This is a genomic window from Micromonospora sp. C97, from assembly GCF_018070385.1.
Classification (GTDB): Bacteria; Actinomycetota; Actinomycetes; order Mycobacteriales; family Micromonosporaceae; genus Micromonospora; species Micromonospora parva.
The window spans coordinates 42,947-67,631 of record NZ_JAGPXU010000015.1; the positions used below are offsets into that span (position 1 = coordinate 42,947).

General features: G+C 73.0%; 27 protein-coding genes. 21 read left to right on the top strand and 6 right to left on the bottom strand.

Annotation, left to right across the window (positions count from 1 at the left end; all coding sequences use genetic code 11):
• Positions 1-16: 16 nt before the first annotated feature.
• The 6 genes from KBX26_RS20135 to KBX26_RS20160 all read left to right on the top strand — a co-directional run bounded on the left by KBX26_RS20135 (position 17) and on the right by KBX26_RS20160 (position 5,792).
• The gene (locus KBX26_RS20135) at positions 17-436 is read left to right on the top strand and encodes a TraR/DksA C4-type zinc finger protein (protein WP_030334492.1); all 420 of its coding nucleotides are present in this window, start codon (positions 17-19) and stop codon (positions 434-436) included.
• A 64-nt stretch (positions 437-500) separates the two neighbouring features.
• Positions 501-1,115 carry a signal peptidase II gene (lspA, locus tag KBX26_RS20140; RefSeq protein WP_210866152.1) on the top strand — a complete coding sequence of 205 codons (615 nt, stop codon included), beginning with the start codon at positions 501-503 and terminating at the stop codon, positions 1,113-1,115.
• Positions 1,112-2,056, top strand: coding sequence for an RluA family pseudouridine synthase (locus tag KBX26_RS20145; protein ID WP_030334488.1), 945 nt, complete (start codon positions 1,112-1,114; stop codon positions 2,054-2,056). The genes lspA and KBX26_RS20145 overlap by 4 nt, the downstream gene beginning before the upstream one ends.
• Before the next feature lie 42 nt (positions 2,057-2,098).
• Positions 2,099-3,130, top strand: a complete 1,032-nt coding sequence (locus KBX26_RS20150; RefSeq protein ID WP_210866153.1) for a hypothetical protein — start codon at positions 2,099-2,101, stop codon at positions 3,128-3,130.
• Between the two features lie 74 nt (positions 3,131-3,204).
• Positions 3,205-4,905 carry an AAA family ATPase gene (locus KBX26_RS20155; protein ID WP_210866154.1) on the top strand — a complete coding sequence of 567 codons (1,701 nt, stop codon included), beginning with the start codon at positions 3,205-3,207 and terminating at the stop codon, positions 4,903-4,905.
• A 56-nt stretch (positions 4,906-4,961) separates the two neighbouring features.
• Positions 4,962-5,792 carry a DUF2567 domain-containing protein gene (locus KBX26_RS20160; RefSeq protein WP_210861636.1) on the top strand — a complete coding sequence of 277 codons (831 nt, stop codon included), beginning with the start codon at positions 4,962-4,964 and terminating at the stop codon, positions 5,790-5,792.
• Here KBX26_RS20160 and KBX26_RS20165 read toward each other — a convergent pair.
• The gene (locus tag KBX26_RS20165) at positions 5,707-6,411 is read right to left on the bottom strand and encodes an LON peptidase substrate-binding domain-containing protein (protein ID WP_210866155.1); all 705 of its coding nucleotides are present in this window, start codon (positions 6,409-6,411) and stop codon (positions 5,707-5,709) included. The two genes, KBX26_RS20160 and KBX26_RS20165, sit on opposite strands and share 86 nt — an antisense overlap.
• 106 nt (positions 6,412-6,517) lie before the next feature.
• On the opposite strand from KBX26_RS20165, the gene hisD reads away from it, so the two are divergent.
• The 12 genes from hisD (at position 6,518) to hisF (ending at position 14,671) form a co-directional block, all read left to right on the top strand.
• Positions 6,518-7,840 (top strand): histidinol dehydrogenase, encoded by a 1,323-nt coding sequence (hisD, locus tag KBX26_RS20170; RefSeq protein WP_210866156.1) that lies wholly within the window; start codon positions 6,518-6,520, stop codon positions 7,838-7,840.
• Positions 7,837-8,910 (top strand): histidinol-phosphate transaminase, encoded by a 1,074-nt coding sequence (locus KBX26_RS20175; RefSeq protein WP_210866157.1) that lies wholly within the window; start codon positions 7,837-7,839, stop codon positions 8,908-8,910. The genes hisD and KBX26_RS20175 overlap by 4 nt, the downstream gene beginning before the upstream one ends.
• Positions 8,907-9,518 carry an imidazoleglycerol-phosphate dehydratase HisB gene (hisB, locus tag KBX26_RS20180; protein ID WP_030334475.1) on the top strand — a complete coding sequence of 204 codons (612 nt, stop codon included), beginning with the start codon at positions 8,907-8,909 and terminating at the stop codon, positions 9,516-9,518. Before KBX26_RS20175 ends, hisB begins: the two co-directional genes overlap by 4 nt.
• Positions 9,518-9,688 (top strand): hypothetical protein, encoded by a 171-nt coding sequence (locus KBX26_RS20185; protein ID WP_167337319.1) that lies wholly within the window; start codon positions 9,518-9,520, stop codon positions 9,686-9,688. The genes hisB and KBX26_RS20185 overlap by 1 nt, the downstream gene beginning before the upstream one ends.
• A gap of 13 nt (positions 9,689-9,701) precedes the next feature.
• Positions 9,702-10,334 (top strand): imidazole glycerol phosphate synthase subunit HisH, encoded by a 633-nt coding sequence (hisH, locus tag KBX26_RS20190; protein WP_210866158.1) that lies wholly within the window; start codon positions 9,702-9,704, stop codon positions 10,332-10,334.
• A gap of 36 nt (positions 10,335-10,370) precedes the next feature.
• Positions 10,371-10,694 (top strand): hypothetical protein, encoded by a 324-nt coding sequence (locus KBX26_RS20195; RefSeq protein ID WP_030334472.1) that lies wholly within the window; start codon positions 10,371-10,373, stop codon positions 10,692-10,694.
• Positions 10,695-10,708: 14 nt separating this feature from the next.
• Positions 10,709-11,434 (top strand): bifunctional 1-(5-phosphoribosyl)-5-((5-phosphoribosylamino)methylideneamino)imidazole-4-carboxamide isomerase/phosphoribosylanthranilate isomerase PriA, encoded by a 726-nt coding sequence (priA, locus tag KBX26_RS20200; protein ID WP_030334470.1) that lies wholly within the window; start codon positions 10,709-10,711, stop codon positions 11,432-11,434.
• A complete protein-coding gene (locus KBX26_RS20205) occupies positions 11,431-11,820 on the top strand; it encodes a RidA family protein (RefSeq protein WP_030334468.1) in 390 nt (129 codons plus the stop codon). The genes priA and KBX26_RS20205 overlap by 4 nt, the downstream gene beginning before the upstream one ends.
• Before the next feature lie 80 nt (positions 11,821-11,900).
• A complete protein-coding gene (locus tag KBX26_RS20210) occupies positions 11,901-12,347 on the top strand; it encodes a MarR family winged helix-turn-helix transcriptional regulator (protein WP_030334465.1) in 447 nt (148 codons plus the stop codon).
• A 5-nt stretch (positions 12,348-12,352) separates the two neighbouring features.
• On the top strand, positions 12,353-12,784 hold the full coding sequence (locus tag KBX26_RS20215) for an organic hydroperoxide resistance protein (RefSeq protein WP_030334464.1): 432 nt from the start codon (positions 12,353-12,355) through the stop codon (positions 12,782-12,784).
• A gap of 47 nt (positions 12,785-12,831) precedes the next feature.
• Entirely contained in the window at positions 12,832-13,830 is a 999-nt protein-coding gene (locus tag KBX26_RS20220) for an NADP-dependent oxidoreductase (protein WP_210860671.1), read from the top strand.
• A gap of 73 nt (positions 13,831-13,903) precedes the next feature.
• A complete protein-coding gene (gene hisF / locus KBX26_RS20225) occupies positions 13,904-14,671 on the top strand; it encodes an imidazole glycerol phosphate synthase subunit HisF (RefSeq protein ID WP_030334459.1) in 768 nt (255 codons plus the stop codon).
• Positions 14,672-14,676: 5 nt separating this feature from the next.
• On the opposite strand, the gene KBX26_RS20230 is transcribed toward hisF, so the two are convergent.
• Both KBX26_RS20230 and KBX26_RS20235 read right to left on the bottom strand, forming a co-directional pair.
• The gene (locus KBX26_RS20230; protein WP_030334457.1) at positions 14,677-15,138 is read right to left on the bottom strand and encodes a hypothetical protein; all 462 of its coding nucleotides are present in this window, start codon (positions 15,136-15,138) and stop codon (positions 14,677-14,679) included.
• Between the two features lie 101 nt (positions 15,139-15,239).
• Complete coding sequence (locus KBX26_RS20235; protein WP_030334456.1) at positions 15,240-15,941, bottom strand: YitT family protein; 702 nt, start codon at positions 15,939-15,941, stop codon at positions 15,240-15,242.
• A gap of 59 nt (positions 15,942-16,000) precedes the next feature.
• Here KBX26_RS20235 and KBX26_RS20240 point away from each other — a divergent pair, with 59 nt between their 5' ends.
• Positions 16,001-17,455, top strand: coding sequence for a PLP-dependent aminotransferase family protein (locus KBX26_RS20240; RefSeq protein WP_030334455.1), 1,455 nt, complete (start codon positions 16,001-16,003; stop codon positions 17,453-17,455).
• On the top strand, positions 17,412-18,848 hold the full coding sequence (locus KBX26_RS20245; RefSeq protein WP_374224317.1) for a low temperature requirement protein A: 1,437 nt from the start codon (positions 17,412-17,414) through the stop codon (positions 18,846-18,848). The genes KBX26_RS20240 and KBX26_RS20245 overlap by 44 nt, the downstream gene beginning before the upstream one ends.
• Positions 18,849-18,893: 45 nt before the next feature.
• Here KBX26_RS20245 and KBX26_RS20250 read toward each other — a convergent pair whose 3' ends face one another.
• The 3 genes from KBX26_RS20250 to KBX26_RS20260 form a co-directional block, all read right to left on the bottom strand.
• On the bottom strand, positions 18,894-20,720 hold the full coding sequence (locus tag KBX26_RS20250; protein ID WP_210866160.1) for a long-chain fatty acid--CoA ligase: 1,827 nt from the start codon (positions 20,718-20,720) through the stop codon (positions 18,894-18,896).
• A 137-nt stretch (positions 20,721-20,857) separates the two neighbouring features.
• Positions 20,858-21,733: a terpene synthase gene (locus tag KBX26_RS20255; RefSeq protein ID WP_307857866.1), complete on the bottom strand. Its 876-nt coding sequence runs from the start codon at positions 21,731-21,733 to the stop codon at positions 20,858-20,860.
• Between the two features lie 199 nt (positions 21,734-21,932).
• A complete protein-coding gene (locus KBX26_RS20260) occupies positions 21,933-22,562 on the bottom strand; it encodes a TIGR03085 family metal-binding protein (RefSeq protein WP_030334450.1) in 630 nt (209 codons plus the stop codon).
• 171 nt (positions 22,563-22,733) lie between these two features.
• Here KBX26_RS20260 and KBX26_RS20265 point away from each other — a divergent pair, with 171 nt between their 5' ends.
• Complete coding sequence (locus tag KBX26_RS20265; RefSeq protein WP_030334448.1) at positions 22,734-24,617, top strand: ABC transporter ATP-binding protein; 1,884 nt, start codon at positions 22,734-22,736, stop codon at positions 24,615-24,617.
• The last annotated feature ends 68 nt before the right edge of the window (positions 24,618-24,685 follow it).

Below are 24,685 nucleotides of genomic sequence, written 5' to 3' on the forward strand. Positions count from 1 at the left end.
CCGAGGGAGCGACCCCATGGCGAAGCCAGCCGACACCAGGACCGCCGGGCGCAAGCCGGTGGCCAAGGCCACCCGCAGCACGGCCGAGACCGAGAAGATCCGGGCGGCGCTGGCGGCGCGGCGGGACGAGCTTCGTGCCGAGTACGATCAGACGCTGAGTGAGATCACCGAGCTGCAGCGCGATCGGCTGACCGACTCGGCCGGGGACGACCAGGCCGACACGGGCACCAAGACGCTCGAGCGGGAGCAGGAGATCTCTCTCGCCAACAGCATTCTGGAACGGATCACGCAGGTGGAGCGCGCTCTGGAGCGTCTCGACGAGGGTGGTTACGGCTGGTGCGAGCGGTGCGGCAACCCGATCCCGGTCGAGCGCCTCGCCGCCTTCCCGTCGGCCACCCTGTGTGTGACGTGCAAGCAGCTGGAGGAGCGGCGCTGAGGTCCGCTCCCCGGCGGCGATGAGACGGTGAGCGATCACCGCCAAGACTGTCGATGGGGAGCGCATGACCGCAGCACCGTCCGCCGAACCCGGCCGCACCGACCCGGGCGGCGGCAAACGCCGGCCCCGGGCCGTCGCGATTCTGGCCGGAGTCGCCCTGGTGGCCCTGCTGGCCGACCTGGTCACCAAGCACCTCGCGCTGGCCGCGCTGACCGACCGGGAACCGGTCCGGCTGCTCGGCGGGTTCGTCTACCTGAGCCTGACCCGCAACAGCGGCGCGGCCTGGAGCATCGGTGCCGACCACACCTGGGTCTTCCCGCTGATCACCATCGGTGTGGTCGGCTGGATCGTCTGGATGGCACTGCGCCTGCGCTCGACGCCCTGGGCGGTCTCCCTCGGCCTGGTGCTGGGTGGCGCGTTGGGCAACCTCGTCGACCGGATCTTCCGGGCGCCGTCCCCCTTCCACGGGCACGTGGTCGACATGATCAGCCTCTTCGACCCGTACGGTCAGGTCTGGCCGGTGTTCAACCTGGCCGACAGCTCGCTGGTCTGCGGTGTGCTGCTGGCCGTCCTGTTGGAGCTGACCGGCCGGCAGCGTGACGGCCGGCGGGCGGGGCGCGACGACGACCCGGCCACCACGGACGCCGCGTCGGGCGCCGAGCAGCGGGAGCGGGCATGACCTCCGCGTTCGCCGCTGGCGGCGACCACCGTTCCCTTCCGGTTCCGGACGGCCTCGACGGCATGCGCCTGGACCAGGCCGTGTCCCGCCTGTTCGGGCTCTCCCGCACCGCCGCCGCAGCCCTGGTCGACGCCGGAGACGCGCTGGTCGACGGCGCCGCCCGGCCCAACTCGCACAAGGTCAAGGCCGGCTCCTGGCTGGACGTCACGCTGCCCGCCCCGGTCGCACCGCCGACAGTGGTGCCGCAGGCGGTGCCCGGCCTGCGCGTGGTCTACGCCGACGACGACATCGTGGTGGTCGACAAGCCGGTGGGGGTGGCCGCGCACCCCAGCCCCGGCTGGACCGGGCCGACGGTGATCGGCGCGCTCGCCGCGATCGGGCACCGCATCTCCACCAGCGGCGCCGCCGAGCGGCAGGGCGTGGTGCACCGGCTCGACGTGGGCACCACCGGGATCATGGTGGTGGCCAAGAGCGAGCAGGCGTACACGGCCTTGAAGCGGGCCTTCAAGTACCGCGAGGTCGACAAGGGCTACCACGCGGTGGTGCAGGGTCACCTGGACCCGCTGCGGGGCACCGTCGACGCGCCGATCGACAGGCACCCCACCCACGACTACCGGTGGGCGGTGGTCTCCGGCGGCAAGCCGAGCATCACCCACTACGACACCCTGGAGGCGTTCCCGGCGGCGAGCCTGGTCGACGTCCGGCTGGAGACCGGCCGGACGCACCAGATCCGGGTCCACTTCTCCACCCTGCGGCACCCCTGTGTGGGTGACCTCACCTACGGTGCCGATCCCACCCTCTCGGCCCGTCTCGGCCTGTCCCGACAGTGGCTGCACGCCCGCGAACTGAGCTTCCTGCACCCCCGAACGGGGGACGAGGTCCGGTTCGTCAGCGACTACCCTGACGACCTGGACCGTGCGCTCCAGATCCTGCGTGACTGAGCGGCGACCGCCCGACACCGATCCACAGAGGGGATCCCGCCCGTGCGCGCCGGCAACCTGCTGCGGCAGTTGGACCAGCGGCTGCTGCCGCCGCTGACCCGGGCCGTGGCCCGGCTGGGCGACCGGTCGGCGCGGTTCGGCGTGCTCAGCTGGGCCGCCGTGCTCTCCGCGGCGGCGGTGCTGGGCACCGCCGTCTGGGCCGTCGATGACGCCCCGGTCGGCGACCGGACGGTCGGTGAGGTGACCCGGGTCGGCGTCGTCGACGGCGACTCGGTCCCCGCCTACCTGCGGTCGGCCGCGGCCGACCTGGCGGCGCTGCCGGCGTCCGCCCCGGCCGCCGAGGGCACGACGTACGCGCTGGTCACGCTCGACGCGTACCTGCCTCCGCAGCGGCTGGCGACGGTGCTCGGCGACGTCGGGGTGTCGACCGTCTTCGGGCGGGTTCCGCTGCCCGGCCGGCAGACCGAGATCGTCAAGATCCCCGCGATGCGGGTGCCCGACGACGTGGTCGCCGGAATGCGACAGGTGGCGGCCCGCAAGGAGACCGAGGCCGCCGACTACCGGGCCAGGGCCGCCGCGGTCGACGGCGACGGGGAGGGCGAGCGGGAGCTGCGGGAGCAGTACACCAGCGGCGCGGAGGTGGCCGCCGCCGAGGCGGCCGGTTACCGGGCCGGCTGCGCCTGCGTCTACGCGGCGGTGGTCCGCGCGACGCCGGTGGCGCTGCGCGGCGTCGCGACCCGGCCGGACGTACGGGCCGTCGACCCCGCCCCCGAGGTGTACCGGTTGGACCGCACGGTCTTCACGCCGCCGCTGCCCGAGCAGCGCGATGTGGCGCGCCCGCCAGCCGACAGCGGGCTGAGCCCCACACCGACCCGGTCCGAGCCGCCCGCGCCACTGATCAGCGCACCGGCGCCCTCGCCGACCGTGGGCGAATCGTCGGAACCCGCACCAGCCGTGACGACCCCGTCACCCGAACCGTCGGAGCCGGAGCCCACCGAGTCGACGCCGCCGAGCGTCACCACCTCGCCGGACGCCACCGTCGCCGAGCCGCCGTCGCCGTCGCCGTCGTCGTGATCTGCGCCGGCTGGTGTGCGCTCTGAGGTGTGGTCCGAATAGGGTTGGGTTCGTAGCCTGTCAGACAGAGATCGATGGCGCTGGGAGGGCGGGCCGTGGAGGGCAGTGAGACCGGCTGGGGCCGGCCGGCCGAACCAGCGCCGCGGTGGCGTGCGTTGTTGGACCGAGCCCGGCTGGGCGGTCGCGGCGCCGAGCAGACCGAGCCCGAGCGGCGCGGCGAGGAGCCGCCGCCAGACCCGCTGCCCCGGCGGGCGGCCCCGAACGGCTACGCCGGGCGGGCACCGGCCATCGGGCATCCCGCCGACCTGTCGTACGGCGCGGAGCCCGGTTACCGGGCCGAGGCGAGCTACCGGGTCGACCCGGCCTACCGGGCCGAGCCCGCGTACCGCGCGGAGCCGGACTACCGGGCCGAGCCGGACTATCGGGCGGAGCCCGCGTACCGGGCCGAGCCGAGTTACCGGGCCGAGCCGGACTACCGCGCGGAGCCGGCGTACCGGACCGAGCAGCCCGACTACCGCGCCGAACCCGACTACCGGGCCGAGCCGGGCTACCGCGCCGATCCCGGCTACCGCGCCGAGCCGGACTACCGCGTCACGCCGGAGTACCGGGCTGATCCGGGCTACCGGGCCGAGCCGACGTACCGGGCCGAGCCCGAGCCGCCGGCCCGTGGACCCGAGCCGGTCCCGTCGCGCTACGCCCTGCTGGACAACGGCTACCGATCGGGTCAACCGTCGGTCGAGTCGCGGTACGCCCTGCTGGAGACCGGCTACCAGCCGGAAACCGGCTACCCGGCGGCCGCGCCACCGCCGGTCGCCCCGCCGCCGGTCGTCGCTGCGCCGCCGGTCGTCGCCCCGCCACCGCCGGTCGTCCCGCCGGTCACTCCGCCACCCGCCCCGGCGATCGGTTCGGCGGTCGCCGAACGTGCCTACCCGGCCCGGATCGAGTGGCGGCCGCAGGCCGTCGACCAGGAGCAGGAACGCGCCAACGGGGTGCTCAAGCGGGACCTGGGCACGCCCCGGGTGTTCGCCTTCGCCAACCCCAAGGGCGGCGTGCACAAGACGACCGCCACCGTGCTCGCCGCGGCGACGGTCGGCAGCGTCCGCGGCCAGGGCGTGCTGGCCTGGGACGACAACGAACTGCGCGGCACCCTCGGCCTGCGCGCCGGCAGCGCCCGGCACGCCCGGACGATCCGGCATCTGATCAGCGACCTGGCCCAGATCGAGATCCTGGAGGGCGCGACCCTGCTGGACCGGCTGGACGACTATCTGCGGCACGCCTCCGACGGCTCGTACGACGTGCTGGCCGGCGAGGAGAGTCCGCGCTTCGCCCAACGACTGGACCAGTTCACCGTCCGGCGGGTGCTGGAGTTGCTGCGGCGTACCCACGACGTGGTCTGCGTGGACACCGGCAACAACGTGGAGAGCCCCAACTGGCGCACGGTGATGCAGGCCGCCGACCAGCTGGTGGTGACCACGGTGCCCCGGGAGGACGCGGCGTTCAGCGCGGACTGGATGCTCGACCTGCTGCACGAGGAGGGCATGGGTGAGTTGGCGGACAACGCGATCACCCTCATCTCCTGCCCCACCCCGGGTCGCTCGACGCTCCAGGACGACCTGGAGCGGCACTTCGCCACCCGCACCCGTGGCGTCGCCGTCGTGCCGTACGACCCGGCTCTGGAGACCGGGTCGTCGATCGAGTACCACCAACTCCAGCCGGAGACCCGGCAGGCGTGGCTGCGGGCCGCGGCGATGATGGTGGAGCCGTTCGCCCGGTGAGCTGGTCTGCCGCCACCGGAGCCCCGGTCCCGCACCGGGCCTGAGAGGATCATCGGGTGAGCCCGGACAACCCCGACAGTGAGCGGCCCGTCGACGAGCCCGACCGACCCGCGCCACCCCGCACGCCGGAAGCGGATCCGCCGCAGGCCGACCCGTCGCCCGGGGCGGCGCCGGCGGGGTTCGACCCAGGTCAGCCGCCCACCTCGGCGGCGTACCAGAGCTCCTTGGAACTTCGGTTCGACGAACCGCGTCGTCCGCTGCGGGCCGTGGCGACGGTGGTGGGCGCCGTGCTCGCGCTGGCCGCGCTGGGTGTCCCGCTCGGGTTGCTCTGGGCCGCGCTCGCGCCGGACACCCCGGTGCTGAAGACCGCCGAGGGGGCGATCTACGCCGAGCCGCAACCGGAGCAGCCGATCGCCGCCGACGGCTGGTTCAGCCTGCTCGGGCTCGCCTTCGGGCTGCTCGTGGCGCTCGCCGTGTGGGTCGTGCTGCGTCGGCGGCGGGGCCCGGTCGGGTTGGTCGCCGCGGTGCTCGGCACTCTGGTTGCCGCGCCGGTGGCCTGGCAGGTGGGACGGCGGATCGGCCTGGCCACCTTCGACCGGTTACTGGTGACCGCCCCGGCCGGGCAGGCCTTCAACAAGCCCGCCGACCTGCGCGCCGGCGGGGTGGACTGGCTGCTCGGGGTGCTGCCGGTGCCGCACGGCAACCTGCTGCTGCCGGCGTTCGGGGCCGCGGTCATGTACACCCTGCTGGCCGGCTGGTCACGGTGGCCGGGGCTGCGCCCGGAGCCCGAGCCGGGAGAGTTCAGTTGGGTGTCGGCGGGGACGCCAGCTCCGCCAGCGGCACCGGAACCGCCCGCACCTGACGCAGCAGAGCCGCCTCGCGGTTGAGCAGCCGCAGCTCGGCGCGGAGCCGGGAGGCGGTGTCGTCGATCGCCAGCAGCCGTTGCCGGTCGTCGACGGTGAGCGCCGCCGTCGCCGCCACCAGGTGCGAGAGCACCGTCGGGTCCTCCGGCAACTGCTCGGAGATCTCCTCCGGGTCGGAGCGGATCAGGCCGAGGTACTGCCGGAACACCGCGATCACCCGGGCGGCCAGCAGGTCGGCCAACTCGTCCGGGCCACCCGGGTTGGGCAGCCACTCCACGTCGGCGGTGAGGTAGGGCTCGGTGCTGTCGTCGACCTCGGCGATCCGGAACCGGCGGCGGCCGACAGTGACGATGTCGAAACCACCGTCGGCCAGCTCGGTCACCTGCCGCAGCTCGGCGGTGCAGCCCACCTCATGCAGGGTGACCTCGCCGACGCCCGGCGTCGCCCGGGCGCCGGGACCGGCCGGCGCCACCTCCCAGCCGGCCTGGATGGCCACCACGCCGAACTCACGCGGGGCGCCCTCGGGCAGGCCGACCAGGTGTCGGACCAGCGCCCGGTAGCGCTCCTCGAAGATGTGCAGCGGCAGCACCAACCCGGGAAAGAGCACCGTTGCGAGCGGGAACACCGGCAGCCGTGCGGTCACAGGGTCGAGCCTAACCAATCTCGCCCACCGGGGCGTGGCCCGGCTCACCGTCCCGGCGGACGGGCGGCTCGGGTGGACCTCCGGTCGGCCGCCTAGACTCGCAAGGGTGCTGAATCGGATCGACCTGCGCGACGGTCTCGGAGACCCGCGCCGTCTGCTGCCCCGCGCCCAGCTCGACGTGTCCGTCGCCGTCGAGCGCATCCGGCCCCTGGTGGAGGCCGTCCGTGAGCATGGGTACCCAGCGATCCGGGAGGCCAGTGTTCGGTTCGACGGCATCTCCCCGGAGGTGCTGCGGGTGCCGGTCGAGGCGATCACCGAGGCGGAGGGGGTGCTCGACCCGGCGGTGCGGGCCGCGCTGCTGGAGTCCATCGCCCGGGCCCGTCGGGTGCACGCCGACCAGCGGCGCACCGACCACACCACCCAGGTGGTGCCCGGCGGTACGGTCACCGAGCGGTGGCTGCCGGTCGACCGGGTCGGCCTCTATGTGCCCGGCGGCCTGGCGATGTACCCGTCGACGGTGGTGATGAACGTGGTGCCCGCCCAGGCGGCCGGGGTGCGCTCGCTGGTGGTGGTCAGCCCGCCGCAGAAGGACAACGGCGGCCTGCCCGACCCCCGGGTGCTCGCCGCGTGCGCGCTGCTCGGCGTCGACGAGGTGTACGCCGTGGGCGGGGCCCAGGCGGTGGCGATGCTGGCGTACGGCGCGGCGGTGGACCCGGCGGGTGAGCTGCGCTGCGACCCCGTCGACCTGATCACCGGGCCCGGCAACATCTGGGTGACGGCCGCCAAGCGGCTGCTGCGCGGCGTGGTCGGCATCGACGCCGAGGCCGGTCCGACCGAGATCGCCATCCTGGCCGACGACACGGCCGACCCGGCGCACGTGGCCGCCGACCTGATCAGTCAGGCCGAGCACGACCCGCTCGCCGCGAGCGTGCTGGTCACCCCGTCGGTGGCGTTGGTCGAGGCGGTCGAGACGGAGCTGGCCCGGCAGGTGCCGGCGACCAAGCACACCGAGCGGGTCACCACGGCGCTGACCGGTGAGCAGAGCGGCGTGGTCCTGGTCGACGACCTCGAGGCGGGGCTGCGGGTGGTCGACGCGTACGCGGCCGAGCACCTGGAGATCCAGACGGTCGACGCCCGGGAGTGGGCGCTGCGGGTCCGCAACGCCGGGGCGATCTTCGTGGGCGCCTGGTCGCCGGTGTCACTCGGCGACTACTGCGCCGGCTCCAACCACGTGCTGCCCACCGGCGGTTGTGCCCGGCACTCCTCCGGACTGTCCGTGCAGTCCTTCCTGCGCGGCGTGCACCTGATCGAATACACCGAGGCCGCGCTGCGCGACGTGGCCCCGCACGTGGTCACCCTGGCCAACGTGGAGGACCTGCCCGCGCACGGCCAGGCGGTCCAGGCCCGCTTCCCGGGAGGGTCGGCGTGAGCGGCCTGGACGACCTGCCGATCCGCGCCGACCTGCGGGGGCTGTCGCCGTACGGGGCGCCGCAACTGGACGTGCCGGTGCGGCTCAACACCAACGAGAACTCCCACCCGGTGCCGGAGCCGGTGGTCGAGGCGATCAGCAAGGCCGTCGCGGCCGAGCTGCGCGAGCTGAACCGCTACCCGGACCGGGACGCGGTGGCGCTCCGCGCCGACCTGGCCGAATATCTCGGGCACGGGCTCACCGTCGAGCAGGTGTGGGCGGCCAACGGCTCCAACGAGATCCAGCAGCAGTTGTTGCAGGCGTTCGGCGGTCCGGGGCGCAGCGCGCTCGGTTTCGTTCCGGCGTACTCGATGCACCCGCTGCTGGCCCTCGGCACCAGCACCCGCTGGGTGCCCGCCGAGCGCGGCGTCGACTTCGGGTTGACCGCCGAGGAGGCGGTCGCCCAGGTCCGCGAGCACCAGCCGGACGTGGTCTTCCTCTGCTCGCCGAACAACCCCACCGGCACGGCACTGGACCCGGCGGTGATCGCCGCGGTGCTCGACGTCGCGCCCGGCATGGTGGTCGTCGACGAGGCGTACGCCGAGTTCGCCCGGCCCGGGACGGTCAGCGCCCTCGCGGTGCTGCCCGGGCACCCGCGGCTGGTGGTCACCCGGACGATGAGCAAGGCGTTCGGCTTCGCCGGCGGCCGGCTGGGTTACCTGGCCGCCGACCCGGCGGTGGTGCAGGCGGTGCAGCTCGTCCGTTTGCCGTACCATCTCTCCGCGCTCACCCAGGCCGCCGCCCGCGCGGCGGTGGCCCACCGCGACGCCCTTCTCGGTACGGTGAGCGCGATCATGGCGCAGCGGGACCGGATCGTGGCGACGCTGCGCGAGCGGGGGTTGCGGGTCGCTGACAGTGACGCCAACTTCGTGCTCTTCGAGGTGGGCGGCGACCAGACCGTAGTCTGGAACGCCCTGCTGGCGCAGGGGGTGCTGGTCCGTGACGTCGGCCTTCCCGGCTGGCTGCGGGTGACCGCCGGCACCGCCGCCGAGACCGACGCCTTCCTTTCTGCGATGGAGACTGTTCAATGAGCCGGACCGCCCGGGTGGAGCGGATCACCAAGGAGACCAAGGTCCTCGTCGAGATCGACCTCGACGGCACCGGTGCCGCCGAGATCAGCACCGGCGTCGGTTTCTACGACCACATGCTGCACCAGATCGCCCGGCACGGTGGTTTCGACCTGACCGTGCGCACCGTGGGCGACCTGGAGATCGACGCGCACCACACGATCGAGGACACCGCGCTCGCCCTGGGTGCCGCGTTCGACCAGGCGCTGGGCGACAAGGCCGGCATCCGGCGCTACGGCTCGGCGACGGTGCCGATGGACGAGGTGCTGGTCCGGGCCGCTGTGGACCTTTCCGGTCGGCCGTACGTGGTGCACGACGAGCCGGTGCTCGCCCCGTACATCGGTCCGGTGTACGCGACCAGCATGACCCGGCACATCTGGGAGTCCTTCGGCCAGGCGGCCCGGGTCACGTTGCACGTGGACGTGCTGCGGGCGGCCCGGCCGGGCGGTCACCCGGACGCGCACCACGTGGTGGAGGCACAGTTCAAGGCGGTCTCCCGCGCCCTGCGCGAGGCGACCTCGATCGACCCGCGTTCGGCAGGTGCGATCCCGAGCACGAAGGGTGCCCTCTGATGGGTGCGGCGTTGCCGACGTTGTTGTTGATCCTGGCCGGGGTCTTGGTGGGTGGCACCTGGTCGCTCTACCGGCAGGGCGCGCCGAAGGTCGCCGTGTTCGTCACCGCGGCGCTCGCGGTGCTCGCCACTGTCGCCGGGGTTCTGCGGCTGCTGCCGGAGAACGGGTGATCGGGGTGACGGCATGAGTGACGTGGTGGTGCTCGACTACGGCTCGGGCAACCTGCGCTCGGCGGAGCGGGCGCTGGCCGCCGCCGGAGCGGATGTCCGGGTGACCGACGACCTGGCCGCCGCGGCTGCCGCCGATGGTCTGGTGGTGCCGGGTGTGGGCGCGTACGCGGCGTGCATGGCGGGGATCGAGGCGTTGGGCGCCGGTCCGGTGATCGCCGAGCGGGTGGCCGCTGGCCGGCCGGTGCTGGGCATCTGCGTGGGCATGCAGGTGCTCTTCGAGCACGGTGACGAGCACGGCGTGGTGACCAAGGGGCTGGGGTTGCTGCCCGGCGGGGTGACCCGGCTGGCTGCCGCCCGGTTGCCGCACATGGGCTGGAACACGGTCCGGGCCCCCCGGGAGTCGGTGCTGTTCGCCGGGTTGCCGGAGCAGAGCCGTTTCTACTTCGTCCACTCGTACGCGATGGGCGACCCGGCGGCGCTGGCCGCCGCGGGGGCCACGGTGACCACCGCCCACCACGACACGGATTTCGTCGCGGCGGTGGAGCGTGGCTCGTTGTCGGCGGCCCAGTTCCACCCGGAGAAGTCCGCCGAGACCGGTGCCGCGTTGCTGCGCAACTGGCTTGCCACGTTGCCCAACGGTGGGTGAGCGTCGTCGCGCGGTACCCGGTCGGCGGGTGTCGCGGTGAGCCGGGAGCGGGCCCGCCGGCGGGCGCAGCGGGAGGCGGAGCAGGCCCGGGAGCGGGCGGTCCGGCAGCGCCAGGTCGCTCGCCGGCAGCGCCGTCGGGCGGTGGTCCGTCGGTTGACGCCGCGGCTGCGGCGGGGTCGTTCCGGGCGGCTGGCCCGGCACAGTCGGGGTGAGCGGGCCGCGATCGTGCTGCTCACCGGCGCGGCGTTGATCCTGATCTGGACGTTCGTTGACAACCTGGCGTTGCGTATCGCGCTGATCGTGCTCTTGCTGCTCGTACTGCCGGCGATCGTCGTGATCGCCCTGGACCGTCGTACCTGATCGAGGAGAAGACCGTGAGCCTCACCCTGTTACCCGCCGTCGATGTCGCTGACGGCCGGGCCGTCCGGCTCGTGCAGGGCGCCCTCGGAAGCGAGAGCGTCTACGGTGACCCGTTGGAGTCCGCGCTGGCCTGGCAGCGGGACGGCGCGGAGTGGATCCACCTGGTCGACCTGGACGCGGCGTTCGGTCGGGGCACCAACGCGCACCTGCTGGCGGAGGTGGTGCGCCAGTTGGACGTGAAGGTGGAGCTCTCCGGTGGCATCCGGGACGACGAGTCGCTGCGCGCGGCGCTGGGCACCGGGGCGGCCCGGGTGAACATCGGGACCGCCGCGTTGGAGGATCCGGTCTGGTGTGACCGGGTGGTGGCGGAGTACGGCGACCGGGTGGCCATCGGGCTGGACGTGCGGGGTCACACCCTGTCGGCGCGGGGTTGGACCCGCGACGGCGGTGACCTGTACGAGGTGCTGGAGCGGTTGGACAAGGCGGGCGCGAGCCGGTACGTGGTCACCGACATCACCAAGGACGGCACCATGCGCGGGCCGAACCTGGATCTGCTGCGCGAGGTGTGTGCCCGTACCGACCGGCCGGTGATCGCCTCCGGTGGGGTGTCCACTCTGGACGACCTGCGGGCGTTGGCGACCCTGGAGTCGGTCGGGGTGGAGGGTGTCATCGCCGGCAAGGCGCTCTACGCGGGTGCCTTCACGGTGGCCGAGGCGCTGCGGACGTTGGCGCAGGCGTGACGACGACCCGGCTCGGGTCGGGTGGCCCGTGGGAGCAGCGTTACGGCTACTCCCGGGTGGTCCGTGCCGGTGAGCGGGCCTGGACGGCCGGGTGCACGGCGACGGTGGACGGCCGGGTGGTGCACGTGGGTGATCCGGCCGCGCAGACCGCGCAGGCGCTGCGGATCGGGCTGGCCGCGCTCGCCGAGGTGGGTGCGGAGCCGGGCGATGTGGTGCGCACGAGGATGTACGTGACGGACCGGTCGCACGCCGACGAGGTGGGTCGGGCCCACAACGCGGTCTTCGGTGCGGTCCGGCCGGCGGCGACCCTGGTGGTGGTGGCCGGTCTGCTGGACCCGGAGCATCTGGTCGAGGTGGAGTTGGAGGCGTACCTCGGCGATCGCTGAGGTACGCGTCCGGTCGGCCTGACGGCCGGCTCACGGACAGATAAGTTGTGCACAACTTAATTGTGGGCTACTTTTCAACGGTGACCGATGACCTGGTGCTGCGCCGGCAGGTGTGCTTCGCGCTCTACGCCGCGTCGCGCGCACTGACCGACGTCTACCGGCCGATCCTCGACGAGGTCGGGTTGACCTACCCGCAGTACCTGGTGCTGCTGGTGCTCTGGGAGCGTCCCGACGACGCCCCCACGGTGTCCGAGTTGGGCGCCGAGCTGCGGCTGGACTCCGGCACGCTCTCCCCGCTGCTCAAGCGGCTGGAGGGGGCGGGCCTGGTGGTGCGGCGGCGGTCGGCCCGCGACGAGCGGCGGGTCGAGGTGGGCCTCACCGAGCAGGGCCGGGCGCTGCGCGAGCAGCTCTGCGACGTCCCGCTGCGGATCGCTCAGGCCACCGGGCTGGGCCTCGGCGAGTTGGTGGCGCTGCGCGACACCCTCACCCGGGTCACCGACACCATCCACCGACAGAAGGAGCAGTGAGCACCATGCAGGTTCTCTACACCGCGTCCGCTACCGCCACCGGCGACGGCCGGGACGGCCACGTCGAGACCTCCGACGGCACTGTCGCGCTCGACCTGGCCGTGCCGAAGGAGATGGGCGGCGCCGGCGGTGCGGCCAATCCCGAGCAGCTCTTCGCCGCCGGCTACGCGGCCTGCTTCCACAGCGCGCTGCGGGTGGTGGCCCGCCGGGCCAAGGCCGACGTGACCGGTTCCGTGGTCGCCGCCGAGGTGGGCATCGGCCCGAACGGCAGCGGCGGCTTCGGGCTCACCGTGCAGCTCGTCGTCGACCTTCCCGCCGCGTCCCGCGAGGTGGCCGAGCAGCTCGTCGAGCAGGCGCACCAGGTCTGCCCGTACTCCAACGCCACCCGTGGCAACGTCGACGTCACGCTGACCGTCCGCGAGACCCTGCCCGCGTGACACCGCGGCACCAGGCCCCCACCCGCGGACGAGAGGACAACCATCCAGTGACCGGCAACCGCGAGATCCACCTGGCCAGCCGCCCCCAGGGCTGGCCCACCGAAGACACCTTCCGGCTCGTCGAGACCGACGTCCCGACGCCCGGACCGGGCCAGATCGTGGTCCGCAACCAGTTCATGTCGGTCGACCCGTACATGCGCGGACGGATGAACGACGTCAAGTCGTACGTGCCGCCGTACGCGCTCGACGCGCCGCTCGACGGGGCCGCGATCGGCGAGGTGGTGGCCAGCGAGGCGGCGGACATCGCCGTCGGGACCACCGTCCAGCACGGGCTCGGCTGGCGGGAGTACGCGCTGCTCGACGCGACCGCCGCCCGTCAGGTCGACCCGGACGTCGCCCCGGTCAGCGCGTACCTGAGCGTGCTCGGCATGACCGGGCTGACCGCGTACGCCGGGCTGCTGGAGGTGGCCGCGATGAAGCCCGGCGAGACGGTCTTCGTCTCCGCCGCGGCCGGTGCGGTCGGCAGCCTGGTCGGCCAGATCGCCAAGCTCAAGGGCGCCGGCCGGGTGATCGGCAGCGCCGGCTCGCCGGCCAAGGTCGAGCGGCTGCGGGCGCTGGGCTTCGACGCCGCCTTCGACTACCACGACGGGCCGGTCCGTGAGTCGTTGCGCGCGGCCGCCCCGGACGGCGTCGACGTCTACTTCGACAACGTCGGCGGCGACCACCTGGAAGCCGCGATCTCGGCCATGAACCTGCACGGCCGAGCCGCGATCTGCGGCATGATCTCCCAGTACAACGCCACCGAGCCGTCGCCCGCGCCGCGCAACCTGGCGCTGGTCATCGGCAAGCGGCTCACCCTGCGCGGCTTCCTGGTCAACGACCACCACGACGTCCGGCCGGCGTTCGTGCGCGACGTCGCGGGCTGGCTGCGCGACGGCACGCTGTCCTACGACGAGACGATCGTGGACGGCATCGAGAACGCCCCGGCGGCGTTCCTCGGCCTGCTGCGCGGCGACAACCTCGGCAAGATGCTCGTCAAGGTGTGACCGAGGCCTCGTTCACGGCGGTCGACCCGATCGGGTCGACCGCCGTGCCGCGGGCGGAGGATAGGCTCGCGGCATGACGGTGGCGGTACGGGTGATCCCCTGTCTGGACGTGGACGCCGGGCGGGTGGTCAAGGGGGTCAACTTTCTCGACCTGCGGGACGCCGGCGATCCGGTGGAGCTGGCCGCCGCGTACGACCGGGCCGGCGCTGACGAGTTGACGTTCCTCGACGTCACCGCGTCCTCCAGCGACCGCGGCACCATGCTCGACGTGGTGCGCCGCACCGCCGAGTCGGTGTTCATCCCGCTGACCGTCGGCGGTGGGGTCCGGCAGGTCGCCGACGTGGACACGTTGCTGCGCGCCGGGGCGGACAAGGTCGGCGTCAACACCGCCGCCATCGCCCGGCCGGAGCTGATCGCCGAGATCGCCGACCGGTTCGGCCGGCAGGTGCTCGTGCTCTCCCTCGACGTGCGTCGGTCGTCGACCGGTGCCACGCCCAGCGGCTTCGAGGTCACCACGCACGGGGGTCGACGCGGCACCGGCATCGACGCCGTGTGGTGGGCACACCGGAGCGCCGAGTTGGGCGCGGGGGAGATCCTGCTCAACTCGATGGACGCCGACGGCACCAAGGCGGGCTTCGACCTGGAGCTGATCGCCGCGGTGCGGGCGGTGGTGGACGTGCCGGTGGTGGCCAGCGGGGGTGCCGGTGAGGTGGCCCACTTCCCGCCCGCTATCGGCGCCGGCGCGGACGCGGTGCTCGCCGCCAGCGTCTTCCACTTCGGCGAGCTGACCGTCGCCGAGGTCAAGGACGCGCTGCGCCTCGACGGCCACCCGGTGCGCTGAGCCGCTCAGCGCTCGCCGGAGTGCCCCTCCGGTGACCGACGCGGGGTGGGGATCGAACGGACCGCGTACTCCTGGACAGCCGCCGCGTGGTCGGCCTCGTCCAGGATCCAGTCGGCGCTGCCGGGCGCGTGCCGGCGGGTCAACACACCCTGCACGGTGTCCACCATGGTCGCCACACCCGCGCGCGGGCGGGTACGCCAGAGCGTCTCACCCTCGGCGGTGATCCGGAACCAGCCGTCGGCGACGCTGACCAGCCCGGCGCCGACCAGCCGCTGGACCGCGGCCTCCACCTCGTGCCGCTGCGGGATCGCGTGGTTGAGGTGGTCGGCGGTGGAGAGCACGTCGGCCAGGCGAACGCCCTCCGGTCGTCGGCTTGTCGCCGACCGACGGTGCCGTCCGGCGCCGCTCGCGATGACGAGCGACACGAAGATCCAGGCGTCCGTCCAGCGCCAACCGTTCTCCCCCATGCAGAGATGATGACGGCGCGCGTCGCGGAAGGGAACACCCACCCGCCAACCGGTGTGCAGCACCACCACCACGTACCGGTTCGCGGACGGTCGGTGAGGTTTCAGCCGGCGGGGGTGACCGGCGCGGGACTGCCCGGTGGCGGTGCGGGGCTGTCGGGTGTGCCGCCCTCCGGCACGGCGCTCTCGGGTGCCGGAGCTTCCGGCACGGCGAACAGCGGGATGAAGAACTGGGCCAACGGACCGATGGCCAACGCGTACGCGACGGTGCCCACCCCGACCGTGCCGCCGAGCAGCCAGCCCAGCGCCAGCACGGTGACCTCGATGACGGTGCGCACCAGCCGGACCGACCGGCCGGGCCGGCGGGCCACGTACCCGGTCATCAGGCCGTCGCGCGGGCCGGGGCCCAACTGGGCGCCGAGGTACAGAGCGGTGGCGGCGCCGTTGGCGACGATCCCGCTGACCAGCATCGCGATCCGGACACTGCGCGGGCCACCCTCCGGCAGCAGGGCCACCGTGGCGTCCACCACCAGACCGATCACCACGACGTTGCTGACCGTGCCGAGGCCGGGCCGCTGCCGCAGCGGGATCCAGAGCAGCAGGACCAGCGCGCCGACGCCGATGGTGACCGTCCCGAAGGAGAGCCGGGTCAGCTCGGAGAGCCCCTGGTGGAACACGTCCCACGGGTCGAGGCCCAGATCGGAGCGGATCATCAGGGCCATGCTGACGCCGTAGAGCGTGAGCCCGAGGTAGAGCTGGACCAGCCGTCGAACCGGCCGGTGCCGCAGATTGCCAAGCAGTGCCATGCATGCCACCCTAGGTGCCAATCCTCATCGAGGAAGAAGCCAATATCCGAGGAGTGGCCATGACCGGGCAGGTGCGCGGTGTCCAATTGGCCCGTCTGCTCGGGCAGTGGCATGCGCTCCCGGGTCGGCGACGCAGCCCCGACTACGCCGCGCTGGCCGGCTCGGTGCGCGGGCTGCTCGCCGACGGCCGTCTGCCGCTGGGCGTCCGCCTCCCGGCCGAACGGGAACTGGCCGAGGCGCTGCGGATCAGCCGGACCACTGTCACCGCTGCCTACCGGCAGCTACGCGAGAGCGGGCACCTGGCCAGCCGCCGAGGCGCCGGCAGCTGGACGATGCTGCCCGGCAACCACCGGGTGGCCAGCACCGGGCTGTGGACCCCGCTGGACGACCGGGAGATGCTCGACCTCGGCGTCGCGGCGCTGGCCGCCCCGCCGCAGCTGCTGTCGGCCGCCCGGGCCGCCGCCGAGGACCTGCCCCGCTACCTGAGCGGGGCCGGCTACCACCCGACCGGCATCATCGAGCTGCGTGAGGCCGTGGCCGACGCGTACAGCGCCCGGGGTCTGCCCACCTCGGCCGACCAGATCATGGTCACCAGCGGCACCCAGCACGCACTGGACCTGGTGCTGCGGCTCGCCCTCGCCCCGGGCGGCACCGTGCTGGTCGAGTCCCCGACCTATCCCAACGCCCTCGCCGCGCTGGCCGGCCGGCGGGCCCGGATCACCACCCACGGTCTGGCCGCCGACGCCGGCTGGGAGCCCGACCTGCTGCTGGGCAGTCTGCGGCAGACCCGGCCGAAGCTGGCGTACCTGATTCCGGAGTTCCAGAACCCGACCGGGCACCTGATGCCCGCCGCGCTGCGCGAGCGCGTGGTCGCCGCCGCGCACGCGGTCGGCACCGACCTGGTCATCGACGAGTCGTTCGTGGACCTGTCGATGGACGGCACCGAGCCGCCACCCCCGGTCGCCACCTACGACCGGCACAGTCGGGTGATCAGCATCGGGGGGATGAGCAAGCCCTACTGGGGTGGCCTGCGGATCGGCTGGGTGCGGGCGTCCGCGCCGCAGGTGCAGCGACTGGCCGCCGTGCGGGTCGGGGTCGACATGGCCAGCCCGGTGCTGGACCAACTGGTCGCGGTGCACCTGCTCGCCGACGCCGAGGCCATCGTCGCCGACCGCCGCGTCCAGTTGGCCGTGCAGCGAGACGCCCTGCTCGGCGCGCTGGCGCACCAACTGCCCGAGTGGCGGGTCACCGTGCCACGCGGTGGCGTGACGCTGTGGGCCGAGTTGGACGGCCCGGTCTCCAGCGCGCTGGCCCGGGCCGCGGAGGAGGTCGGCGTACGACTCGCGCCCGGCCCCCGGTTCGGCCTGGACGGCACCCTGGAGCGCTTCCTGCGGCTGCCGTTCACCCTGCCCGCAGCGGACCTCGTGGAGGCCGTCGGGCGGATCGCGGCGATCCGCTACGACCTGGACCGTGCCGCCCGTCAGCGGTGGCGCGAGCCGGCCGTCATCGCCTGAGCCGGCACCGAACACACCAGGGGCATCCGCCGGCACCGTTATGCCGGGAATATGTCATCCGACCTGGTCCGGCTGCCACACTCTCCTGGTGGTCGAGGGCGCGGGAGTGCGTGGGGTCCAGCGGAGCGCGCCTGGCTCCCGGGCGACCCGCCTCGAACTCTTCTACGACCTGATCTTCGTCTTCGCCTTTCTGAACGTCACCACCGTCACCGCCGGCAATCCGACGGTTGCCGGGCTGATCCGGTGCCTGGTGGTGCTGGCGCTGCTCTGGTGGTGCTGGACGGGATTCGCCGTGTTGGGCAACCTGGTCCGTACCGACCAGGGCATCGTCCCGCTGGTCGGCTTCGCCACCATGGCCGCCGCCTTCGTGCTGGCGCTGAGCCTGCCGAAGGCGTTCACCGACCGCCCCGGTGGGCTGCCCGGCCCGCTGGTCTTCGCGGCCGGCTATTTCCTGGTCCGGGTCGGCGAGACGTCCATCTTCCTGTGGCTGGGCCGTCGGGACCGGGACGTGCGTCGACGCTGGCGGATGCTCGCCCTGCCGGTGGTGCTCGCCACGTCGCTCATCGTCGTGGCCGCCCTGGTGCCGCAGCGGCTCTTCGACGGCACCGCCGAGGGGGTGTTCCGGCTGGCGCTGTGGCTCGCCGCCCTGGCCGTCGAGTACGGGGCCGGGCTGGCGCTGCGCGGCACCGGGTGGACGGTGCTCTCCGCCGGGCACTGGGCGGAGCGGCACAGCCAGATCGTCCTGATCGCCCTCGGCGAGGCCATCATCGCGCTCGGGTTCGCTCCCGGCGGCAGCGCCGGCCTGCCGCTGACCTGGCCGGCGCTGATCGCCGCAGTGCTCGGCATCGCGGTGGCCGCAGCGCTGTGGTGGGCCTACTTCGACACCCTGGCGCTCGGCATGGAACAGACTCTGCACCGGACCCGCGACCCCGTCGCCCGCGCCGCCCTGGCCCGCGACGCCTACACCTACCTGCACCTGCCGGTCATCGCCGGCGTCATCCTGTTCGCGCTCGGACTCAAGGGGCTGATCAACGACGAAGCCGACGTCAGCACGCCGAACTGGGGGGTTCCGCTGCCGGGCTTCGACCTGCTCGCGCTCTACGGCGGGGTCGCGCTCTATCTGCTCGCGCTCATCGTGCTCGGCCGGAAAATGCTCGCCGCCCCCCGCTGGCCCACGATCGGCGGAATCCTGCTGCTGCTCGTGCTGGTGCCGGTGGTCGGGTCGTTGCCCGAGCTGTCCGCGTTGACCCTGCTGGCCGTGGCCGCCTGGCTGGCAGTGGGGGCGCAGACGATCGTCGACGCCCAGCGCCGACGCGGGGTCCGCGAGGTGGCGCTGGCGGAGCAGCTCGCCGTGGAGGAGGACCAGACGAGGTGGCGGGGCCACCACCTGTGAGGGCCCCGTGCCGGCCGGGAGCCGGGCACGGGGCCCTCGACGGCGTCAGAGCTCGGCGAGGGTGCCGGCGTACATCTTGTCGATTTCGGCGGCGAAGTTGCTCTCCACGCCCCGCCGCTTGATCTTCAAGGACGGGGTGATCTCGCCGTCTTCGATCGTCAAATCGCGCGGCAGGATCGCCACCTTCTTGATCGTCTCCCAGCGGTTGAGCTTGGCGTTGAGCTGGGCGACGTACTCCTCGACCATCGTCTGGGCCTCCGCCGAGGCGACGATCTCGGAGTAGCTGCGCCCTTCGAGGGGGCCGCCGGCGGTCCAGCCGCGGATCGCGTCCGGGTCCAGGGTGACCAGCATCGTGCAGAAGTTGCGGGCCTGACCGACGACGACCGCCTGCGAGGTGTACGGGCAGATGGCCTTGAACATCCCCTCGATGTGCGACGGCGCGATGTACTTGCCGCCCGAGGTCTTGACCAGGTCCTTCTTACGGTCGGTGATGCGCAGGTAACCCTGTTCGTCGAGGGTGCCGATGTCACCGGTGCGGAAGAAGCCGTCCTCGGTGAACGCGGCGGCGGTCTCCTCCGGCAGGTTGTGGTAGCCGCGCATCACCGGCCGACCACGGACCAGGATCTCCCCGTCGGTGTCGATCTTGCACTCGAGGTCGCCCATCGCCCGGCCCACGGTGCCGATCCGCAGCCCGGCCGGGGGGTTGACGAAGTTGCCCGCGCTGGTCTCGGTCAGGCCGTAGCCCTCGGAGATCGGCAGGTTCGCGGCGGCGAAGAAGGTGGCGATCTCCGGGCTGAGGGGCGCGGCGCCGGACACCAGCACCCGCATCCGGCCGCCCAGGCGGGCCTGGAGCTTGCTGAACACCAGCTTCTCGGCCAACCCGTAGCGTAGCTTCAGCCCGGCCGGCACCGGCTTGCCGGCCTGCTCAAGGGTGACCTTCTCCTTGCCGATGCCGACCGCCCAGCCGAAGATCTTCGCCTTCGCGCCGCCGGCACCCTGCGCGGTGGTCACCGCCTTGTTGTAGACCTTCTCGAACACCCGGGGAGCGCCGCACATCAGCGTCGGACGGATGACCGAGAGCAGGTCGACCAGCTTGTCCACCCGGCCGTCGACGTAGGTGGGCAGGCCGACGTGGATGGCGCCGCAGAGCAGGGTCTTGCCGAACGAGTGAGCCAGCGGCAGCCACAGGTACTGCAGGTCGTCGTCGCGTAGCAGCCCCACGTCCGCCTGCGCCACCGCCTCCCAGCACCAGCCGCCGTGCAGCAGCTCGACGCCCTTGGGCTGCCCGGTGGTGCCGGAGGTGTAGATCAGGGTGGCCAGGTGGTCCGGGCCGATGCCGGCCACCAGCATGTCGATCAGATCCGGTTCGGCGGCCAGCGCCTGGGCGCCGCGCTCCTCCAGCTCGGCGAGCGTCAGCTGCGCGATCGCCGCGGTCGGGTCGGCGGCACCGTCGAGGAGCACCACGTGGGTGAGCGCGGGCAGGGTCGCCCCGGCGATCTTCGCCGCCTGGGCCGGGTTCTCCGCGAACAGCACCTTGGAACCGGAGTCGGCGATGATGTACGTCGCGTCGGTCGGCTCGGTGGTCGGGTAGACGGTGGTGGTCGCGCCGCCGGCACACATGATGCCGAGGTCGGCGATCACCCACTCCAGCCGGGTGTTGGCGAGGATCGCGACCGGGTCCTCCTGGCCGACGCCCAGGCCGTGCAGGCCGGCGGCGACCGCCTTGGCGCGCTGACCGACCTGCGCCCAGGTCAGCCAGACCGGCCCCGAGTCGTCGGGGTTCGGGGATGCGAACGCGTTTCGGTCGGGGGTGGCCGCCACGCGCTTGAGAAACATGTCCGGGATGGAGCGGTACGGTACATCGAGAGCCATCGCTGTAGCCGCCTTCGGGGGTGGTGGCGTGACGGTCGTCACGTCATGATGGTTACCGAAGAGTATTGCCTGTCGCCATGCATCGGCTAGCCCTGGTGATCGTCCGGCCGTCCCATCCCACCAACCGGTACGGTCGATCAGGCGTACCGGGCAGCCACCACTGACCAGTCGTAGGTGGCCCGGACCCAGTTGCGCCGGACCACCAACGCGTCGCGCAGCCGGTCGTCGCCGGTGGCGCGGAGCGTCTCCTCCGCGTCCAGGTACGTCGCCAAACCCTGGTTGAACCGGTGCGCCGCGCTCCGCAGCGCGGTCGCCTCGTCCGCCTCGCTGTCCTGGGCGATCACCGTGACCAGGTTGTGTGCGTCCGGGTCGGCCTGACTCTCCTTGCCGTACGAGAAGAGGTCGTTGCACCAGCAGACCAGGTCCACCGCCAGTAGGTCGAGGGTGGCCAGGCCCGGGTCGGCGCGTTGGGTCGGCCCGGAGGGTCGCCTCGACGCCAGGTCGGTCAGGGTGAGGCAGGGGTGCACACCGCCGATGTGCCGGCGCAGTTGGACGTACTCCGCCATCTCGGGCACGCGCCGACGTTCCCGGTTGCCCGCCTCCCAGAGCAGCGCCAACAGATACTCCCGCATCTGGCTGACGAACCGCAGGAGCAGCCCGGCGTGATCGTGCAGCCGGGTCCGGCGGCAGAGGTCGTGCAGCGCGTCACCCAGGGGCCCGACGGCGGGCGGTGCCACGTCCGGGTCACCGCACCGGTCGAGCACGTCGAGCAGGGTGCTGATCGCCGGTCCCAACCGCGCCGGGTCGGCGCCGAGGCCGTCCTCGTCGCAGGCGTCATCCATCACGAAGAGCCAGCTGATCAGGTCGGTGAGCAGCCGAAGCCCCTCCACCGAGCCGTCCGGGCAGGCGCGGCCGGCCAGGCCGGCGGCGTCGGCCCGTTCCAGCCGGTACACACGTTGGCCGGAATCGACCAGCCCGAACGTGCGTGCCCACTCGATGCTCTCACTCGCCACTTGGTCCGTGGCACCATGGCGCCCCGTGGGGAACGGCGGTTCCCGCAGCGCCGAAATCGCGAAGTCCCGCACAGTGTGCCCCCACTCCGTGCCGCCCGGCGCGGCGCGGCGCGGTGAAGCGTACGGGAGGGCGTATCAGCGTGCTTCGCTGGGTGTGGGGAATCCGACAGCTATTCAGTGACCGTTTCCGTACAGACGGTCACATTCCCAGGCTGGCGTCGCGCAGTCGTCCCGCCACCTCCGTCGAGCCGTTCAGTTGGACCCGGGCCACCCGTTGCCGGCCGGACAGGAACAGCACCAACTCCCCCGGGGAGCCCACCAGGCGCAGCGGCTCACCGCCGCGACCGACGGAGATCTCACCGTGGCCGGGCGCCTGCACGAGGAGGTCCGCCGGAAAACGGCGCAGGGCCAGCCGGGCCATCGGGGCCACGCGTTTCCAGAGTGCGCTCTGCAAACCGGTGGGCAGATCGCGCGGCTGCCACCCGGAGCCGGCCCGTCGGACGTCCTCGTGGTGGATGAAGAACTCCATCGTGTTGGCCAGTTCGTCGGTCAGCGGATTGCTGACCGGGCTCCACAGCGGCGGGCGCCGTACCTGCGCCACCAGTTCGGGGTACCCCTGTGCGGCGAGGCGCTGCCGGACCCGCTCGGCGTATCCGCGCAGCGGCGGCAGCAGGATCCCACCCGCCGCGTCCGGACGGCGCTCCCGCAGCACCAGATGAGCGGCGAGGTCACGGGTCGCCCAGCCCTCGTTGATCGTCGGGGCGTCCGGCCCGAGGGCCAGCAGAAGATCGGCCAGCGCCTCGCGCTCGGCTCGGGCGTACCGCGGCATGGCCCGATCGTAGGCCCGGTGGCCCGTCGGCGCGCGCCGACGGACGCCGGTCGCCGCCCGCGGACACCGCCGTCCGGTACGTGACGGTCGACATATCCAGTCAGGGTCGGCGGTGCTGGCCCTGACCGGTAAGGATGAGGGAGATAATTACGGCTTACGGCGGGGGAGAGCGTGGCGAGCAAGACAAGTCGGGACGTTCTCAGTCGAGGGCTGGGGGTTCTGCGACAGGCGATCCGTGAGCAGCCGCGGATCTTCTCGGTGGCGGTCGTCGGCAGCGTGCTCTTCGGCGGGATGATCATCGTCAGCGCCCGGGTCGTCGGGTCGGTCGTCGGTGAGGTGGCGCTTCCGGCCATCGAACGCGGCGAGGTGGGCGCCGGCACCCTGGCGCTGGCCGCGACCGCGTTGTTCGGGATCAGCGTGCTGCGGGTCGCGGGCATCTTCGGCCGCCGGCTCGGCGCCGGCTACATGCAGTACCGCCTCCAGGCCTCCTACCGCCGCCGGGTCACCCGTCGGTACCTGGAGCTGCCGCTGTCCTGGCACCACCGCAACTCCACCGGCACCCTGCTGTCCAACGCCAACTCCGACGTGGAGGCGGCCTGGTACCCGATCGCGCCACTGCCGTTCGCCGTCGGCACGTTGGTGATGCTGGTCGGCGCGATCGTGTCGCTCTTCGCCACCGACTGGGCGCTCGCCCTGGTCGGCCTCGCGGTCTTCCCCGCGCTGTTCGCGCTCAACGTCATCTACTCCCGCCGGATGGCACCCCGGCAGGCCCGGGCGCAGCGGCTGCGTGCCGAGGTCAGCGGCATCGCCCACGAGAGCTTCGACGGGGCCCTGGTGGTCAAGACGATGGGTCGCGAGGCCCAGGAGACCGCCCGGTTCGCGGGCCGAGCCGGTGAGCTGCGCGATTCGTTGATCGCGGTCGGTCGGCTGCGCGGCATCTTCGACCCGCTGTTGGAGACCCTGCCCAGCCTCGGCACCCTCGCCGTGCTGGTGGTCGGGGCGTTCCGGCTGCGCCAGGGCGCGATCAGCGTGACCGAGCTGGTCAGCGTGGCCTTCCTCTTCACCGTGCTGGCGTTTCCGGTGCGGGCCATCGGTTGGGTGCTGGCCGAGCTGCCGCGCAGCGTCGCCGGCTGGGACCGGGTCCGCCGGGTGCTCGACGCCACCGGCGAGATGCCGTACGGGCAGCGGGTGCTCGACCCGAACGAGACCGCGCCGGCCACCCTCACCTTCCACGACGTGCACTACTCCTACCCGCCCGCCGAAGCGCACCCGCCCGGCGCGCAGGTCCTCGGCGAGGTCGGCTTCACGGTGCCGTCCGGTCGGACGGTGGCCCTGGTCGGGCCCACCGGCGCCGGCAAGTCCACCATCGCCTCGCTGGCGGTGCGGCTCGTCGACCCGGACTCCGGCACGGTGAGCCTGGACGGCGTGGACGTGCGCGAGCTGACCTCCGCCTCGCTGGCCGGCACGGTGGCCCTGGTCGCCCAGGTGCCGTTCATCTTCGACGACACGGTCCGCGCCAACATCGCCCTCGACCGGCCCGGCGTCGACGACGAGGTGGTCTGGGCGGCGCTGCGGCTGGCCGAGGCGGACGGGTTCGTCGCCGCGCTGCCCGACGGTCTGGACACCATGGTCGGCGAGCGGGGCACCTCGCTCTCCGGCGGTCAGCGCCAACGGCTCACCCTGGCCCGCGCGCTGGCCGGCCGACCGCGCCTGTTGGTGCTCGACGACGCGACGAGCGCTGTCGATCCCCGAGTGGAGGCGGCCATCCTGGCGGGGCTGCGGTCGTCGACCGCGGCGGCGGGCGTTCCGGCCGCGTCGATCCTGGTGGTGGCGTACCGGCGGGCCACCATCGCGCTCGCCGACGAGGTCATCTACGTGGAGCAGGGACGGGTGGTCGCCCGGGGCACCCACAGCGAGTTGTTGGCCACCGTGCCCGGGTACGTCGACCTGGTCACCGCCTACGAGCAGGCCGAGGTCGAGCGCGCGCAGGAGAGTTCGTACGGCGACGACGTGGCGCCGCTGCCGTCGGGCCTGGAAATCGAGGTGGACCGGTGAGCGCGAGGAGTGCAGCGAAGCGGAGCCCCGCAGTCGCGAACGGAAGGCAGGCCCGGTGAGCGCGAGGA

Coding starts and splice junctions, on each gene's coding strand:
- KBX26_RS20215 (WP_030334464.1), top strand. CDS start 12,353: ATGCAGGTTCTCTACACCGCGTCCGCTACCGCCACCGGCGACGGCCGG.
- hisF (WP_030334459.1), top strand. CDS start 13,904: ATGACGGTGGCGGTACGGGTGATCCCCTGTCTGGACGTGGACGCCGGG.
- KBX26_RS20250 (WP_210866160.1), bottom strand. CDS start 20,720: ATGGCTCTCGATGTACCGTACCGCTCCATCCCGGACATGTTTCTCAAG.
- hisB (WP_030334475.1), top strand. CDS start 8,907: ATGAGCCGGACCGCCCGGGTGGAGCGGATCACCAAGGAGACCAAGGTC.
- KBX26_RS20135 (WP_030334492.1), top strand. CDS start 17: ATGGCGAAGCCAGCCGACACCAGGACCGCCGGGCGCAAGCCGGTGGCC.
- KBX26_RS20230 (WP_030334457.1), bottom strand. CDS start 15,138: ATGGGGGAGAACGGTTGGCGCTGGACGGACGCCTGGATCTTCGTGTCG.
- KBX26_RS20185 (WP_167337319.1), top strand. CDS start 9,518: ATGGGTGCGGCGTTGCCGACGTTGTTGTTGATCCTGGCCGGGGTCTTG.
- KBX26_RS20155 (WP_210866154.1), top strand. CDS start 3,205: ATGGCGCTGGGAGGGCGGGCCGTGGAGGGCAGTGAGACCGGCTGGGGC.
- KBX26_RS20145 (WP_030334488.1), top strand. CDS start 1,112: ATGACCTCCGCGTTCGCCGCTGGCGGCGACCACCGTTCCCTTCCGGTT.
- KBX26_RS20240 (WP_030334455.1), top strand. CDS start 16,001: ATGACCGGGCAGGTGCGCGGTGTCCAATTGGCCCGTCTGCTCGGGCAG.
- lspA (WP_210866152.1), top strand. CDS start 501: ATGACCGCAGCACCGTCCGCCGAACCCGGCCGCACCGACCCGGGCGGC.
- KBX26_RS20260 (WP_030334450.1), bottom strand. CDS start 22,562: ATGCCGCGGTACGCCCGAGCCGAGCGCGAGGCGCTGGCCGATCTTCTG.
- hisH (WP_210866158.1), top strand. CDS start 9,702: ATGAGTGACGTGGTGGTGCTCGACTACGGCTCGGGCAACCTGCGCTCG.
- KBX26_RS20235 (WP_030334456.1), bottom strand. CDS start 15,941: ATGGCACTGCTTGGCAATCTGCGGCACCGGCCGGTTCGACGGCTGGTC.